Source organism: Siphonobacter sp. BAB-5385 (genome assembly GCF_002261125.1).
Classification (GTDB): Bacteria; Bacteroidota; Bacteroidia; order Cytophagales; family Spirosomataceae; genus Siphonobacter.
Genome location: NZ_NMPS01000240.1, coordinates 51,387 through 68,105 on the forward strand (window position 1 = coordinate 51,387; position 16,719 = coordinate 68,105).

The window sequence follows — 16,719 nt, forward strand, 5'->3', positions numbered from 1 at the left end:
TTTTTAAGGTATCCTTTTTTCCCCCATGCGTAATCCTTATGTTTCGCTGCTGCGTACCGCGTGGCAGTATGCCCGGCATGAAAGAGGCCGGTATGTAGGCGTGTATACGCTGTTTATTCTTTCCAATTTAGTCAATGCCAGTTTGCCCCTGATGCTGGGCTGGCTGGTCAATCAGCTTCAAAAAGACGGCGTTCATGCCCTGCGGTATTCCCTCTGGTACATCCTGGGGTATATCGGTCTGCGGCTGGTTTTCTGGGCGTTTCACGGTCCGGCCCGCGTGGTAGAGCGGGAACTGGCTTTTAATCTAAGCCGTAACTTTCTACAGGAACGATACCACCAGGCCCTGCATTTGCCCGTCAAATGGCATAAAGATCACCACTCGGGAGCCACGATCAACCGGATTCGGAAGGCCTACGAAGCCCTGCGTCTCTTTTTCCAGAACGGCTTTACGTACCTGCACGCCCTGATGAAGTTTGCCTTGTCACTGGGAGCCATGCTGTACTTTTCCCCGCTATTTGGCATGATCGGGGTAGGCATTGGTATCGTGACGCTACGCATCATTTTTATGTTTGATAAGCCTTTCGTTCGGACGCTGAATGAAGTCAACGAGGGTGAACACGAGGTATCTGCCACGCTCTTTGACAGCCTTTCCAACATTCTTACCGTGATTACCTTACGGCTGGAAAACAGTATGGAAACCGGACTAATGCAAAAGGTATCGAAGCTGTTTCCAGCCTTTCGTAAAAACGTCGTAATTAATGAATGGAAATGGTTCACGGCTGAAATGATGATTAGCCTGATTTACGGTGTCATTACGCTGGGTTACATTTATCAGAACAGCGATCCGTCACAGGCTTTTTACGTGGGTGGACTGGTCACGCTGCTCGGCTACGTGAACCAGTTTACGAGCGTATTTCAGGATGTAGCCTGGCAGTATACGGACATCGTTCGCTACAATACCGACCTGCAAACGGCCAACGACATTGCCGAGGCCTACGAAAATAATCACCGTCCGGAAGCCATTGAAACGATACCTCCCGACTGGCAGGCGATTGAGCTAAAAAATATTCATTTTTCCCACCAGTCTGACGAACGCGTGACGGGTCTGAAAGGCCTGAACCTGCGAATTCAGCGGGGACAACGCATTGCCCTGATCGGGGAAAGTGGCAGTGGCAAAAGTACTTTGCTCGCCCTGTTGCGGGGATTGTACCAGCCCAAGCCCGGCTGCGAAATGGCCATCGATGGCGAGCTGTATCCGGATTTGGGAGCCTTGTACGATTCCGTAACGCTTTTCCCGCAGGAGCCGGAAATTTTCGAAAATACGATTGCCTATAACATCACGCTGGGTCTGCCGTTCGAGGAAGCGAAACTGCGGGAAGTCTGTGAAATTGCTCATTTCCACGAAATCGTGAAGCAACTGCCGCAGGGGTTCGACTCGCAGATTCAGGAAAAAGGAGTCAACCTGTCGGGTGGACAAAAACAGCGGCTGGCTCTGGCCCGGGGAATTCTGGCCGCTCAGCACAGTCACGTAGTATTGCTCGACGAACCGACGTCCAGCGTCGACCCAAAAACGGAAGCGTTGATTTATCAGCGGATGTTCGAAGCGTTCCCCGACAAGGCGATCGTCTCCTCGCTGCACCGCCTGCACCTCTTACGCGACTTTGATTACGTCTACGTCATGGACAAGGGCCGAATCATTGAAGAAGGTTCGTTTGACTGGTTACGCTACAACGGTCCCCGTTTCATGGAACTGTGGTGGCACCAGGAAGAAAAAATGGAGAAAGTGGCGTAAGCCCCGTTTCATAACCAGTACGGACTTCCCGGGAGTCATTACTTCCGGGAAGTTTTCTTTTTAATAATAGCCAGCCATCGCCTTACCTTAAAAATCCCGCCTTCCCAAGTTATCCGTAGCATTTGCTACGGATGCCTAAATTTGTAGGCTGTGCTTACCTTGGCCGCGAGCCTGAGTCCGACTAACCGTCACGTTCTTTTTCCGAGTTATCCGTAGGATTTGTTACGGATGTTCAAAATTTGTAGGCGATGTTTAGCCTAAGAAATTTGCTCTACTCCCGCATTCTCCTACGTTTAGTACCGGCAAACGCGTAGTTTTTAGAATTCTTCAGCTGCGAACCAATCGTCTCGGTTATCTTTGCGATTCTCTTATTTTATGAGTCTCCCCCAAGGGCTCCTCTACTTATCCGGCACGGCTGTAAAGTCGTTGATTAGCGTATGAAAGTTCTAAAGTTCGGCGGCACCTCCGTAGGAAGCATCAAAGCCATAGAGTCGGTTTTGGGCATTATTCATGATAATCTTCAACGCGGTGAAAAAATAGCCGTGGTTTTCTCGGCCATGGGTGGATTTACCAACCAGTTGCTGGAAATGGGCAACCGGGCCGCCCGTAATGAAGAATACCGGGACGTTTTGAAAAAAGCGTCCGATCGTCACCTCGAAGTCATTAACCATTTCATTGGACCGCGTTTTCGGAGTCGGGTCATTGCCGATGTCATGGGTTTGTTTAATGAACTCGAAGACTTACTGCGGGGGATTACCCTGATTCGGGAAATTTCACCGCGAACGTCCGATCTGCTTGTAAGTTTCGGCGAACGCCTGTCGACGACGCTGGTGACTGAAGTGCTAAAAGATCAGGGTGTCGACTGCGATTTTCTCGATGCCCGCAAGCTGATTAAAACGAACGCTTCGTTTCAGCAGGCCGAAGTAAACTTCGAGTTGACGAATCATCTGATTCAGCATCATTTTGCCAAGAATAAAAACCTCCAGCTCATTACGGGCTTTATCGGCTCAACCGAAGATGGCGTGACGACGACGCTCGGTCGCGGAGGCTCCGATTATACGGGTAGTATTTTCGGGTCGGCTCTCAACGCCAGCGTCATTGAAATCTGGACGGACGTACCGGGTATGATGACTTCCGACCCTCGGAAGGTACGCAATGCCTTTACCATTCCAGTGGTCAGCTACGCCGAGGCGATGGAGCTGACGCACTTTGGTGCCAAGGTGATTTATCCGCCCAGCCTGACGCCGGCGTTCAAAGCCAACATTCCCATTAAGGTTCTCAATACCTTTGATCCCTCACATCCGGGAACCATCGTAACCCGGCAGGCTCCCCCGCACGAGTACACCATCACGGGGATCAGCTCCATCGACAATCTGGCTCTGGTTAACCTACAAGGTTCTGGTATGATTGGCGTAGCTGGGGTATCGGCCAAGCTGTTTACGGTACTGGCCCGCCACGAAATTTCGGTGATTCTGATTTCGCAGGCCTCTTCCGAACACTCGATCTGCTTTGCCATCGATCCCAAGTTCACCAGTAAAGTACGGGAAATCATGGAAACGGAATTTTCCGGCGAACTCCGGATTGGAGACATTGAAGGAATCGACATTCAGGAAGACCTTTCCGTCATTGCCGTAGTAGGTGAAGGCATGCGGCAACACACGGGTGTGTCGGGTCGCTTGTTCTCGGTACTCGGAAAGAACGGGATTAACATCGTGGCAACGGCTCAGGGCAGTTCGGAGCTGAACATTTCCGTAGTAATCGAGCGGAAAGATCTATCGAAAGCTCTGAATGTCATTCACGAAAGCTTCTTCGCCGATCAGGTCAAAACCCTGAACCTCTTCCTGATGGGTACGGGACTGATTGGTAAAACGCTGTTGCATCAGCTTTCGCAGCAGGAAAGTTACCTGCGGAAATACCGGAATCTGAAACTTCGCCTCATTGCCGTAACGAACAGCCGGGTAATGGTTATTGACGAAGGGGGTATTTCAAAGGAACACTGGGAAGAACGTTTGGACATCGACGGTGAAAAGGCGGATATGTCGGCCTTCATCGAACGGGTGAAAGCCTTGAACCTGCCCAACAGTATCTTCGTGGATTGTACGGCCAATAAAGCCATTGTCGATTACTACGAAGGATTGCTGGAAGCATCGGTATCCATCGTTACGCCCAATAAAACGGCCAACGCCGCTCCGTACGAGGAGTACGCCCGCCGTCACCGCATGGCCCTCAAGAAAGGGGTGAAATTCCTGTATGAAACCAACGTGGGAGCGGGCTTGCCCGTCATCAACACCTTGCAGGGACTCATTGCTTCGGGTGACCGATTCCTGAAAATCGAAGGCGTATTCTCGGGTACGCTGAGTTATATCTTCAATAATTTCCGTCCGGGCTTACGCTTTGCCGAAGTGGTTCGCGAAGCGAAAGCCAAAGGCTATACCGAACCCGATCCCCGCGATGATTTGAGTGGTCAGGATGTCGCCCGGAAAATTCTGATTCTGGCCCGGGAAATCGGCATGCAGGCGGATTTCGAAGACGTTGAAATTACGCCCTTGTTGCCCGAAAGCTGCCGACTGGCTCCCTCCGTGGACGACTTCTTCGCTGAACTGGAAAACTGTAATCCCGTTTTCGAAAAATGGGTCGATGACGCCGATGCCAAAGGCGAGAAACTCCGGTTTATCGCGACGCTGGAAGGCGGAAAAATCAAACTTGGACTGAAATCCGTAGGACCCCAGCATCCGCTGTATTCGCTGGAAGGAGCCGATAACATCATCTCTTTCACAACCAAGCGTTACCACGATCGACCCCTGGTCATCAAAGGCCCCGGAGCCGGTGCGGAAGTAACCGCCACCGGTGTATTCGCCGACATCGTTTCCATTGGTAGTTACCTTTCGTAAGAAAAAGTGAAACATAAAAAAAGCGGGCTGATTAGAAATCAGCCCGCTTTTTTTATGGAATCTACCAAGTCATTTTCATTCGCTAGCACGAAAGCGGAAACATACGAGCAACCACCAACTAATAACTATCAACCATTAATTCTACTCTAAATCCGAAGCCACCCGATACGTCGGATCTTCCAGAATATTCACTTCAATCATCGATTCCGCCTGTTGTAGAAGCTTTCGGCAATCGGGACTCAGATGGCGTAGATGTACCGTTTTACCCGCCACCCGGTAGCGACGCGTCAGAGCATTTAGGGCCTCAATGGCTGACATATCCGCTATGCGACTTTCCGCAAAATCAATCACCACTTCCTGCGGATCAGAGCTGACGTCGAACTTTTCATTAAAGGCGTGAATCGAACCAAAAAACAGTGGACCGAAAATCTCGTAGTGCTTCGTTCCCTGCTCATCCACATACTTCCGGGCCCGAATGCGTTTGGCGTTTTCCCAGGCAAAAACCAGGGCCGAAATCACAACGCCTACGCCAACGGCCAACGCCAGATTGTGCAGGAAAACCGTCACCAGCGTTACCACTACGATAACGAATACGTCGGAAGCGGGCATTTTGCCGATGGTTTTGAAACTGGCCCATTCAAAGGTTCCGATACAAACCATGATCAGTACACCGGTTAAGGCCGCCATCGGTAATTGCTCAATCAGACTGGCTCCGAACATTATGAATACCAGCAGCATCACGGATGCAACAATTCCCGATAGTCGGGCCCGGGCTCCCGAAGAAATATTGATCAGACTTTGACCAATCATCGCACAGCCGCCCATGCCCGAGAATAATCCGGTGACAATATTGGCAAGTCCCTGAGCCATACATTCCTTGTTGCTACGACCTTTGGTTTCGGTAATTTCATCAATCAGATTAAGCGTTAGCAGGCTTTCAATCAACCCTACACCCGCCACAATGAACGAGTAGGGTAGAATAAGTTGCAGCGTTTCCAGCGAAAAAGGTACCGCCGGAATATGAAAGGGCGGCAAACTTCCCTGTACCGAAGCAATATCGCCTACGGTTTTGGTATCGATCTGTAAGCCAATAACGGCCGCCGACACGACTACAATCGCCGTGAGTGAGGCGGGAATCGCTTTCGTAAGTTTGGGTAGTCCCCACATGATGAGCATGGTCAGTACTACCAGTCCCAGCATGAGCCACAAGGCTGGTCCCTGCATCCACCGTAGGGTGCCGCTGGCATCGCTTATTTTAAACTGATCCAGCTGAGCGAGAAAAATCACAATCGCCAGCCCGTTCACAAACCCGAACATGACCGGGTGCGGTACCAGCCGAATGAACTTACCCAGCCGTAATAGCCCCGCCGCCATCTGAATAACTCCGGCCAGCACGACGGTAGCAAAAATGTATTCAACCCCGTGCGATTTCGCCAGACTGACAATCACCACGGCTACTGCTCCGGTAGCTCCCGAGATCATACCGGGGCGGCCCCCAAAAATCGACGTAACGAAACCCATGGTAAAGGCCGCGTAGAGGCCCGTGAGGGGTGAAAGGCCCGCAATGAGGGCAAAGGCAATGGCTTCGGGAATCAGGGCCAGGGCTACGGTAAGGCCCGAAAGCAATTCCGTTTTGTAGTCGACTTTTTGCGATAAGTCGAACAGGTTTAATCGGGTAGTCATGGGAAATGAATAGTAAACCGGACGAAGCAAAGCAGCTTCGACGGCATGAGTGATCCAGGAAGGGTATAGAAAAGGGGAGAGCCTTACTTCAGGGTGGAGTAAGGGTTACGATGGGGGAAGCAGGAAATACGTGCGATTTCATTCGCGACAAAGGTAAGCAAAATCAAAACCGATACGGCTTAGTTGGCCCATTCATCCAAAGTATTTACAAAATCTCTGGTATAATTCTATTGATGAATGAAGGGTAGGTACGTACAGATCAAACTAGTGATTTAGTGATAAATGCCTGTATATTCTTGTAAATCAAAATTATATATCAATAAATGGTATGGGTGTAGAATAAAATTTCGACATCTGGTTTTATCCTAGGTTTCGAAACAGAACCATGTAGTTGGAAACTCGTACCTTTGGCCGGGCATAAGGCAGAGGTGAGGGCTGGAATCGACAGTTAGTAAGGCCAGAAGCCCGTGTACATTATGGTAGCAGATACGATTCACTCCTTGCTGGATTCATACCGAACGCAGCTGAGTTCTTACGATGAAATATTGAATGCCGACGGTAGTATTAAGCCGCACTGGGAGAAATTATTTCAGTCGTTGGAGAAAATTGGAAACCTGGAGCTCAAGAACCGCTTACAGGAGATCAAGAATAAAATTCGGGAAAACGGGGTAACGTATAATGTATACGAAGATCCCAAAGGAATGAATAGTCCCTGGAAACTGGATCCCATTCCTTTTTTGATTCAGAAGTCCGAATGGGAATCCATCTCGAAGGGATTGCAGCAACGGGCCATCCTGCTGGACTTGATTTTCCGGGATATGTACGGCGAACGCAAGCTGGTGAAAGATGGGATTCTACCCGCCGAGCTGGTGTTTGAGAATACGGGTTTTTTCCGTCCCTGTCAGGATGTAAAACTGCCTACGGAACACCAACTGGTGATGTACGCCGCCGATATGGCCCGTGGTCCGGACGGTCGAATGTGGGTACTCGACAACCGTACGCAGGCTCCTTCGGGTTCGGGTTACGCCCTGGAAAACCGGCAGATCATTAGCAAGGTCATGCCGGAGCTGGCCGAAAAACAGTACGTTAGTCGACTTTCACCCTTTTTACACACATTCAGCAGGCCATCTTTCGGGTGTTCCGGGAAAAAACGGATCAGCTCAATGTGGTTTACCTGACGGCGGGCCCTAACAACGAGACGTACTTCGAGCAGGCATATCTGGCTTCGTACCTGGGTTTTACGTTGGTACAAGGCAATGACCTTACCGTCAAGAATGGCTACGTCTGGGTGAAATCCATTGAAGGCTTGCAGCGGGTGGACATCATCATTCGCCGGGTAGACGATGAATGGTGCGACCCTCTGGAACTACGTGGCGGCTCTAAACTGGGCGTAGCCGGTTTACTTCAGGTCATCCGGAATGGCAATGTGATGGTGATTAACCCGCCGGGGAGTAGTATTCTCGAGAATACGGCTCTCAACTCCTTTTTACCCTCGGTCAGTCGGTACTTCTTGAAGGAAGAGCTGCTGTTACCATCCGTAGCAACCTGGTGGTGTGGGCAGGCCAAAGAGCGGCAGTATGTGCTGGAGAATCTACACCGCCTCATCATCAAAAAAGCCAATCGTAAACAGGTATTCCGTTCCGTATACGGACGACAGCTTACGTTCGATCAGCTACAGGAATTACGAGCCCAAATCCTTCAACATCCGAGCGAATACGTAGCTCAGGAAGAGATCAGTTTTTCAACGACACCTGCTTTCGTCAATGACCGAATTGAACCCCGGTACGCCGCCATTCGGGCCTTTCTGACGGCCACTCCGGCGGGGTATCAGGTGATGCAGGGCGGGTTGACGCGAAGTTCACCGGTGAAAGATAAATTCACCTTTTCCAATCAGTACGGCGGAATCGCCAAGGATACCTGGATTGTGTCGGATGAAACGGAAATCATTCCGGATCGTATTCGGCTACCCCGGCAGTTATTTCAGAAATCCCAGACATCCCTGCCCAGTCGTAGTGCCGAAAATTTGTTTTGGGCGGCTCGCTACGGGGAGCGAACCATGGCGGCAACTACGTTTCTGATCATTACGCTTAATTCCCTGAATCTGCAACGGAATTTTGGTACGACGACCAAGACTGAGCACATTGAAATCCTGCTCAAAACCGTATCCCGTCTGATTCGAATCGAGCCCGGTTTTTCGAATGAAAACGCAGAATCATACAAGCATCCGTTTGCGATTATTACGGACAGTATTGCCAATGAGGCTAAACGCGGCACGATCGCTTCCACGATTGACTCGTTCCTGAAAGCCATGATTGTCGTACGCGAACGCTGGAATCAGGTAACCTGGCGTACCATCGACGTGATCGAAAATATTGCCCAGAAACTCAAGCAGATTCAGCCTAAACAGAATCCGAACGACATTCAGAATACCCTGAATACGCTTCAATACAGCCTGTTCACGTTCTATGGAATTGTGAGTGAGTCCCTACCCCGCAACAACGGTTTCTTACTGTTTGAGACGGGCAAACTGATTGAACGCATTTTGTCCAAGATTGTGATCATGCGTTCTATCTTCAGTGCCCGAACGGAACGGTTCATTGAGCATGAACTCATCGAAGCCACGCTGATGAACCACTTTGCTTTGGTGAATTACCGTTCGGCCTACAAGTCCAATTACGAGATGGAATACATGCTGGACATGGTTCTGCTGGATAAACAGGTGCCTTCCTCACTAGCGTACCTGCTACAGACCCTCGAACAGACCATTGCTCAGTTGCCCCACGCTTCCGAGCGGTTAAATGATGCTCAGAAAGCTGTATTGCGAGCTTCCACGCAAATTCAACTCATCGATGTAGCCGAGCTGAGTACCGTGAGTGGCGATGCCATGCCCTACGAAAAACTGGATCAACTGCTAGCGGAAGTATACGGATTGATTTTGTCGGTATCGGATTTTACGGCCAATCTGTACTTTAACCATACGGCTACGCAGCATTCGATTACGGAAACGATAATGGACCTTGAGAATGAATTATAAACTGGTTCATCAAACGCAGTATACGTATACGGGTAATGTGAATAACTATCACGGCATTGCCTGCCTGATGCCAAAGATTTCACCGCGTCAGAATTGTACAAATTTCGCTTTGCAGATTACGCCGATGCCCGATGAGATCAGTCAGCGGACGGATTACTTTGGTAATACCCTGCATCACTTTTCCATCCATCAGCCGCATACGCAGCTGACCGTGCTGGCGACGAGTATGATTGAAACCCGCTCGTCAATCATTACCGATTTATTCATGACCAATCGGGAGGTGAAGGAGCAGTTACGCACGAATCATGCACTGAAAACGCAGTTGCTGGAATACATGATTCCGAGTTCGTTTGTGCAGTGGGACGAAGAAATACGTAGCTTCGGGGCCGATTGTTTTTCTGAAAATCAGTCCTTTTACCAGAGTGCCCGGCAGCTCTGTCATAAAATTTACACGGAGTTCAAATACGTCTCTGGCTTTACGACGATCCATACGCCGCTCAAAACCGTGCTGAAAGAACGGAAGGGCGTTTGTCAGGATTTTTCCCATCTGGCCATTGCCTGTTTTCGCAGTCTGGGTTTTGCGGCCCGTTACATTAGCGGTTATCTGGAAACGCAGCCCCCGCCGGGTAAAACCAAACTACAGGGTTCAGATGCTACGCACGCCTGGGTTTCGGTATACGCTCCGGGTGTAGGCTGGTGCGATTTTGATCCTACCAATGACTTGGTACCGCAGGAAAAACACATCACCACCGCCTGGGGTCGCGATTTCGGGGACGTCTCTCCGCTAAGGGGAATCGTTTTCAGTACGGGAAAACAGACGTTTAAAGTAGGCGTGGATGTGATTCCGGTTTGATAGGGTTTGAAGTTTGAAAAGAGTTTAAGGTTTGATGGAGTTTGAGGTTTGAAAAGGGTTTAAAGCTTAAAGTAGTTTGAGTGTGGTTTGAGTAGGTTTAAAAGGTCTAGAGGTTGAGGCTAGTACTACGATGAATTGATTCAAACCTTAAACACACTTAAACGGCCTTAAACTTTTTTCAAACCTTAAACCGTATCAAACCTCAAACTTTCTCAAACCCTATCAAACTCCCCCAAACCTTCCCCATACCTTTGTTTGAAGTTTCTCACCCTCTATCTTTGGGACGGCTCGCGTTGAAAAGGCCGTTTTGCTCAATTACTTCATGGAATCCATCAAAGTCTTCGCTCCGGCGACCGTAGCCAACGTGGCCTGCGGATTTGACATTTTCGGTTTTGCCGTCGATAACCCCGGCGATGAGATTATTCTCCGCAAAAAAGTTACGCCCGGCCTGGAAATCGTAAAAATTGAAGGCGATCAGGGACGGTTGTCACTCGATCCGGAAAAAAATACGGCCTGTATTTCGATGCTGGCGTACCTCAAGCATCTCAATGCCAACCAGGGGATTAGTATCGAGTTACGGAAAAAAATGCCGCTGGGTAGCGGTCTGGGCTCCTCGGCTGCGAGTTCCGTAGCGGGTGTATTCGCTCTGAATGAACTCATGGGACGTCCCATGGATCAGATTGATTTATTGCCTTTCGCGATGGAAGGGGAGCGATTTGCCAGCGGTACGCCCCACGCCGATAACGTGGCTCCGAGTTTGCTGGGTGGTTTTATTGCCATTCGCAGCTACGAACCCAAGCTTGACGTGGTAAAGATTGATACCCCCGCCGAGTTATTTGCGACCATCGTCCATCCACAAATCGAGGTGAATACCAGAGACGCCCGGAATATTCTCCGGAAAGAAACGTCGCTGAAAAATACCATTACCCAGATGGGTAACGTAGCGGGGCTGGTAGCCGGACTGATGAAGGGCGATTACGGACTGATTTCCCGCAGTCTGGTTGATGTAATCATCGAACCGGTACGTTCCATCCTGATTCCAGGTTTTGATGAGGTCAAACACGCGGCGATTGAAGCGGGGGCTCTGGGTTGTAGTATCTCGGGAGCAGGTCCATCCATGTTCGCCTTGAGCAAAGATCGGGATACGGCTAAAAAAGTGGGAGAGGCGATGCAACGGGCCTTTGCCAGCGTACAAATTGAAAGTGAAATTTACGTTTCCAGCATCAACCAGAATGGTCCGGTTGTAATTGGTTAACGAATCGATAGTTATACAAAAAAGGAGAAACGGCAGACCCGTTTCTCCTTTTTTATGTGTTGAAAACTAGTTTCTAAAATTCGTTATTTTCCACAGCGGCTTCATCAGTAGGCTGGGTTATGCCATTGTGCGTAACCTTTGACTCCACTTCGTACCCGTGCTTGCGGGGATTGGCCGCTTCGGGTACAGGCTGGGGCAAAAATCGGTTGGTAATGCCAAAGATGTCGGCTGCCAGCTCCGGGAACAGATGATCCAAAGCCGCCAGCAGTTTTGCGGGTACACTTACGGTTAGTTCCGCTCTTCCTTGTTTTAAGGCTTCAATGATCTGCTGGGCAGCGTTTTCAGCACTGACCGTTAACAAGGGAAGTGAATCCGCAATTTTAAACCAGGCGTATTCTTTTTGATGTTCCCCTTTCACAATGGCGTGCCGTGGGCTACCCGTACGCATGAGGCCTGGATATACGGTCGTTACGTGAATACCCTGATGCAGGAGTTCCGTACGCAACCCTTTGGAGAGTCCACTCAGGGCAAACTTACTGGCCGAATACGGCAATAGGTGTGGTACGGCCACTTTTCCACCGATGGATGAAATATTAACGATACGCCCTTCCTGACGGGCCTTCATGTGCGGCAATACGGCTCGAATGGCATGAAGTGGACCGAAGAAATGGGTTTCCATGGCTTCGTCGTATTCCTGAAGCGTCATGTTATCTACGGGGCCAATCTGAATAATACCCGCGTTATTGATGAGTACATCGATGCGACCGTAGTAATTGAGACTTTCTTCAATCATATCCTCCACTTCGGCAGGGTTCGTCATATCACAGACAATGGAGATGACTTCCGCTCCCAAGTCGGCGATCGATTCTTCCGCTTGTTGAAGTTCGTCTGCATCGCGAGCGACCAAGATTAATTTGGCCTGCTGGGTGGCTAATTGACGTGCCAGTACCAGGCCGAGGCCCCGCGAACCTCCCGTAATGAGTACTACTTTATTGCGAACGTCAAAACGTCGGCTATAGCGTACCAACTGGCGGGCTGCCCATACAAGACCCACGCCCAGGGCCAGAGAGAAGAAACGAGATTTGCGTGCCATGTATAAATCCAAGGTTGATATCCATTTCCTGAATGAAAAATCCATTCCAAACCTAAATTGTACCGACAGTCCCATATCTTGCTGCTGGAATAAAGCTTTTAATGAAACTTCGTCCCCAATCTTTGCATTACATTCATCTGAATCATGGAATTCCCGAACCTGGCCGAACCGGCCGTATTGATTAGTTTGCTGACTTTATCGTTTCTGGAGATTGTACTTGGGGTAGATAATATCATCTTTATCTCCATCATTGTCGACAAACTTGAACGGGCTCAGCAAAAGCAGGCTCGTACGATTGGTCTCTTACTGGCAATGGTATTTCGGATTATTCTTCTCTTCGGTATTACTTCTCTGCTACGACTAACGACGCCATTGTTTGAAGTGCCTTTTATTCATGAACATGGCACGACCGAACCCGTGGGAATCAGCTGGAAAGACCTGATTTTGTTGGGTGGAGGATTATTTCTAGTGGGGAAAAGTACGCTCGAAATTCATCACAAGTTACAGGCATCATCGGAGTCTTCGCTGGGGGCTGCTAAATACTCCAGTCTGATGGCGACGATCATTCAAATTGTACTGGTCGATGCGGTATTCTCAATTGACAGTATCCTGACAGCCGTGGGCCTGGTGGAAAATGTCTGGATCATGGTTATTGCCGTAGTCATCTCGATGGGCATCATGCTGGCCTTTTCGGGCATTATTGCCGATTTCATCAATCGAAATCCGACTTTGCAGATCCTGGCTTTGTCCTTTCTCATTGCCATCGGAATGATGCTCGTGGCCGAATCCTTTCACCAGGAAGTCAACAAAGCGTATTTGTACGTAGCGATGGCCTTCTCCCTGACGGTCGAGCTGATCAACATGCGACTGCGGAAGAATACCGAAATGGTCCGGCTGAATGATCAGGAAATGCCGGACTATGCCGATACGGGCGAGAAAGAATAACGCCTACGCCGGAAGGCCATACTTGCGGCGAATCGGATTGATAAGGAACTTCTTCTGGGCTGTAAAACTATCGGGATGTACTTGTCCAAATAGTTGCTCCCATTCTTTAAAACGCTCAGGTTCAGCTTGCTGAAATGCCTGGGCGTTTATTTTTTTCTGGGTAAGGTATTCCGCGAAAGTCATACGGTTACATCGTCAGGGCGGGTGATTTGCGGAAGGTAAGGTACACCAACGCTCCCGAGGTAATCACGCTGCAAATCAGGAAATTGATCTGATAACTGTTTCGTAAATGATTGTGTAGCCAGCCCGAAGTTAAAGCTCCGATACCAATGCCTACTTCCAATGCGATATACGTGGTGGCTACGGCTCGACCTCGGTACAGGGGATTGGCTAAATCGACGGTCCAGGCCTGTAGAGCCGGCGTGTTCAGTCCCCAGGGAACGCCAAAGAGAAAGGCCATGGCCAGTACCATGTACAAATTATCCGCAAAGGCCAGGCCTAACATGGCGATAACCTGTACCAGAATCGACATCCGTAATACTTTAACGCGACCAAAGCGGTCGGAGGCTTTCCCCGCTACCAGCCGAATCAGCAGTGACGAAATGGTGTAGGTCATGAAAAACAGACCTTTATTATAAATGCCCACCGAAAGCGATAAATCCGGACCGATGGTGAGAATTAAGCCAATCGCGTAACTACTGAGCAACATCACCACCGCAGGAGCCAGTACGCGAGGTTCAAAGATTTCGTTTTTCTTGATGAGTAGCAGTCGCGGCGAAAAGCGTTGCCGCCGCTCAAGGGTTTCTTTCAGGTTCGTCAGAATACCAATCGACAGAAAGGCAAACAGCGACGAAACGTAAAACATGGTATCAATCGAAAAAGCCGCCGTCAGCCAGCTCCCCAGCGGTGGTCCCGCCGACATGCCAACGCTGGCCGAAATACCGAGCATACTCAGGGCTTCACCCCGCCGGTCCTCGGGCATGACATCCGCTACGTATGCCGAGGTAGCCGTAGGTTTAAAACCCGTCGAAAAGCCGTGAAAAAGCCGTAGTAGTAAGAAGGCATATACACTACTCATGAAGGGGTACAGCAATCCACAGACAAAGCACACCAGCGACCCAAAGGCCATAATCGGTACCCGACCTACCGTATCGGTTAGTTTGCCCGAAAAAGGTCTTGAAACCCCGGCCGTAAGCGTAAACAAACTGATGACCAGACCCACGTATTCCCGGCCACCCAGTGCAGAAAGATACCCGGGTAACTCGGGAATCATCATGTTAAAGCTGGCGGTGAAAAGGAAGTTACTGGCACATAGAAGCCAAAATTGGAAGCTATAAATACTTGATTGACCGGGGCTGGAATCCATACCGCAAAGGTAACTGAAATGCCCAAGGGCCGGGAAGCCCGGTTCGGGTTTTTTAGGGAATCGATACAGTTTTTACCTAAAATCAGTATATTCAGGGAGCCGCGTTTCAGCAAAACCTCAATCTCTCATTCCGTATGCCTTTCTCCTTTCTCTGTATTGCTACGTATTTTAAAGGAAACGAATTTTTAAAGTCCTGCAAGGAAGCCGGAAATACGGTGTACCTGTTGACGGAGAAAAAACTCGAACATAAACCCTGGCTTCGATCCCATATTGACGAGTTATTTTTTGTGGAAACGCCCGATCAGGGAGTATTGGATCTGAATGAGACGGCAAAGGGACTAGCGTATGTCCTTCGAAGTCGCAAGATTGACCGGATCGTAGCTCTCGATGATTTCGATGTTGAAAAAGGAGCTTTTTTCCGGGAAACGTTTCGTCTGCCGGGTATGGGGCAAACCGTCGCCCGGTACTTTCGGGATAAGCTGGCGATGCGAATGAAAGCCGCCGAAGCAGGCTTGCGGGTACCCACGTTTTCGGCCCTGTTCAACGATGCAGAAGTCAATGCCTTTGCGGATTCGGTCACCTTTCCGGTAGTGGTAAAACCCCGGGGCGAAGCATCAACCGCGGGTATTCGAAAAGTCTGGAATAAGGATGAACTCTGGCAGGTCATCCATAGCCTGGGCGACCGACGATATGAGTTTCTCGTTGAACAGTTTAAGCCCGGTCACGTCTACCACGTCGATGCACTGACGTATCAGGGGAAAGTACTGTTCAACTGGGTCAGCCAATACCTGAGTACACCGATGGAGGTCGCTCACGGGGGGGGCGTCTTCCGCTCCGTTACCACCCCTTTTGGTTCTGCCGAAGAGAGAGCCCTGCGAACCTTCAACGAAAAACTGCTAACGGCGTTTGGCCTGGAATACTCGGCCAGCCATTCCGAATTCATTCAATGCCACGAAGACGGAGAATTTTACTTTCTCGAAACAGCTTCCAGAGTCGGAGGAGCCCATCTGGCCGAAATGGTGGAAGCCGCCAGTGGCATTAACCTGTGGCGGGAATGGGCCCGGATTGAAACGGCTACGGTTGAAGGCACGCCCTATGAATTGCCCGAACCAAAGCCTGCGTACTCCGGAATTATCATTTCATTAGCCCGTGAGCAGTGGCCCGATTTGAGTGAGTATGTAGCTCCTGAAATCGGGTGGCGAATGCAGGAAGAATATCATGTGGGTCTGATCGTACAAAGCGAAAACCGCGATCGGATTCTGGAATTACTGGATCAGTACACAACGAAAATCTACGCGGAAGTGCACGCTTCGGCTCCCGTTCGGGATACACCCAGTCATTAAACCGTACGCTTACCAAAAAGGCAGAAATATCTACCAAATAACGGGTAAAACAGGTTGTTAATAGAAAATGCTCAGTTGAAGCTGAGAGGTTTATGGTTATTCGTATCAGAAATTAACCTGCACTCCTTTAACTATAGAAGCTTAGTCCTATAAGCTTATCCTATTATAAGAGCATATTTTATAAATCCAACCAGTTAAAGATATGAGTTCTGCCTTACTTAATTCACCCGGAAGTAATATTCCCGCGAATGCTTTCTTTTTTGATGGAAATCTATGGTTTGGTATTGTAGATTCCCAGGAACGACTAGCCGAACTAGAGACGTATTATCCTACCAAAAAGTACCTGCAGGCCCGTCTGTATGCCGAAGGCGGCATTGCGGCGTATCCCTGCTTCGGATTTAAAGGTGAAGGCATTTCTCTGGAAGCTTTTTTGAATGCCTCTAATGTACATACGCACTAACAGA

The 16,719-nt window shown here is 49.5% G+C and carries 11 protein-coding genes and 1 pseudogene; 8 read left to right on the forward strand and 4 right to left on the reverse strand.

Translation table 11 applies throughout. From position 1 onward, the window contains the following. Positions 1–25 precede the first annotated feature (25 nt). Together BWI93_RS25485 and thrA are read left to right on the forward strand one after the other, a co-directional pair. Positions 26–1,792 carry an ABC transporter ATP-binding protein gene (locus tag BWI93_RS25485; protein WP_094816676.1) on the forward strand — a complete coding sequence of 589 codons (1,767 nt, stop codon included), beginning with the start codon at positions 26–28 and terminating at the stop codon, positions 1,790–1,792. Positions 1,793–2,229: 437 nt separating this feature from the next. Next, a complete protein-coding gene (thrA, locus tag BWI93_RS25490; RefSeq protein ID WP_094816678.1) occupies positions 2,230–4,683 on the forward strand; it encodes a bifunctional aspartate kinase/homoserine dehydrogenase I in 2,454 nt (817 codons plus the stop codon). A 141-nt stretch (positions 4,684–4,824) separates the two neighbouring features. Here the strand turns inward: thrA and BWI93_RS25495 are convergent, their stop codons facing one another. Next, positions 4,825–6,366 (reverse strand): SulP family inorganic anion transporter, encoded by a 1,542-nt coding sequence (locus tag BWI93_RS25495; protein WP_094816680.1) that lies wholly within the window; start codon positions 6,364–6,366, stop codon positions 4,825–4,827. A gap of 701 nt (positions 6,367–7,067) precedes the next feature. Between BWI93_RS25495 and BWI93_RS29845 the strand changes: the two are divergent. The 3 genes and pseudogenes from BWI93_RS29845 to BWI93_RS25510 all read left to right on the forward strand — a co-directional run bounded on the left by BWI93_RS29845 (position 7,068) and on the right by BWI93_RS25510 (position 11,508). After that, positions 7,068–9,400 (forward strand): annotated as a pseudogene (locus tag BWI93_RS29845) (circularly permuted type 2 ATP-grasp protein). Beyond that, positions 9,390–10,253, forward strand: a complete 864-nt coding sequence (locus BWI93_RS25505) for a transglutaminase family protein (RefSeq protein WP_094816682.1) — start codon at positions 9,390–9,392, stop codon at positions 10,251–10,253. Before BWI93_RS29845 ends, BWI93_RS25505 begins: the two are co-directional and overlap by 11 nt. 322 nt (positions 10,254–10,575) lie before the next feature. Beyond that, a complete protein-coding gene (locus BWI93_RS25510; RefSeq protein ID WP_094816684.1) occupies positions 10,576–11,508 on the forward strand; it encodes a homoserine kinase in 933 nt (310 codons plus the stop codon). A 73-nt stretch (positions 11,509–11,581) separates the two neighbouring features. On the opposite strand, the gene BWI93_RS25515 is transcribed toward BWI93_RS25510, so the two are convergent. Beyond that, positions 11,582–12,601 (reverse strand): SDR family oxidoreductase, encoded by a 1,020-nt coding sequence (locus tag BWI93_RS25515; RefSeq protein WP_094816686.1) that lies wholly within the window; start codon positions 12,599–12,601, stop codon positions 11,582–11,584. A gap of 144 nt (positions 12,602–12,745) precedes the next feature. Here BWI93_RS25515 and BWI93_RS25520 point away from each other — a divergent pair, with 144 nt between their 5' ends. Beyond that, positions 12,746–13,546, forward strand: coding sequence for a TerC family protein (locus tag BWI93_RS25520; protein ID WP_094816688.1), 801 nt, complete (start codon positions 12,746–12,748; stop codon positions 13,544–13,546). A 3-nt stretch (positions 13,547–13,549) separates the two neighbouring features. On the opposite strand, the gene BWI93_RS25525 is transcribed toward BWI93_RS25520, so the two are convergent. Beyond that, the gene (locus BWI93_RS25525; RefSeq protein WP_094816691.1) at positions 13,550–13,729 is read right to left on the reverse strand and encodes a hypothetical protein; all 180 of its coding nucleotides are present in this window, start codon (positions 13,727–13,729) and stop codon (positions 13,550–13,552) included. Positions 13,730–13,733: 4 nt separating this feature from the next. Further along, positions 13,734–14,912, reverse strand: coding sequence for an MFS transporter (locus BWI93_RS25530; RefSeq protein ID WP_094816693.1), 1,179 nt, complete (start codon positions 14,910–14,912; stop codon positions 13,734–13,736). A 134-nt stretch (positions 14,913–15,046) separates the two neighbouring features. On the opposite strand from BWI93_RS25530, the gene BWI93_RS25535 reads away from it, so the two are divergent. Further along, positions 15,047–16,255 (forward strand): acetyl-CoA carboxylase biotin carboxylase subunit family protein, encoded by a 1,209-nt coding sequence (locus BWI93_RS25535; RefSeq protein ID WP_094816695.1) that lies wholly within the window; start codon positions 15,047–15,049, stop codon positions 16,253–16,255. Between the two features lie 202 nt (positions 16,256–16,457). Then, entirely contained in the window at positions 16,458–16,715 is a 258-nt protein-coding gene (locus BWI93_RS25540; RefSeq protein ID WP_094816697.1) for a hypothetical protein, read from the forward strand. The last annotated feature ends 4 nt before the right edge of the window (positions 16,716–16,719 follow it).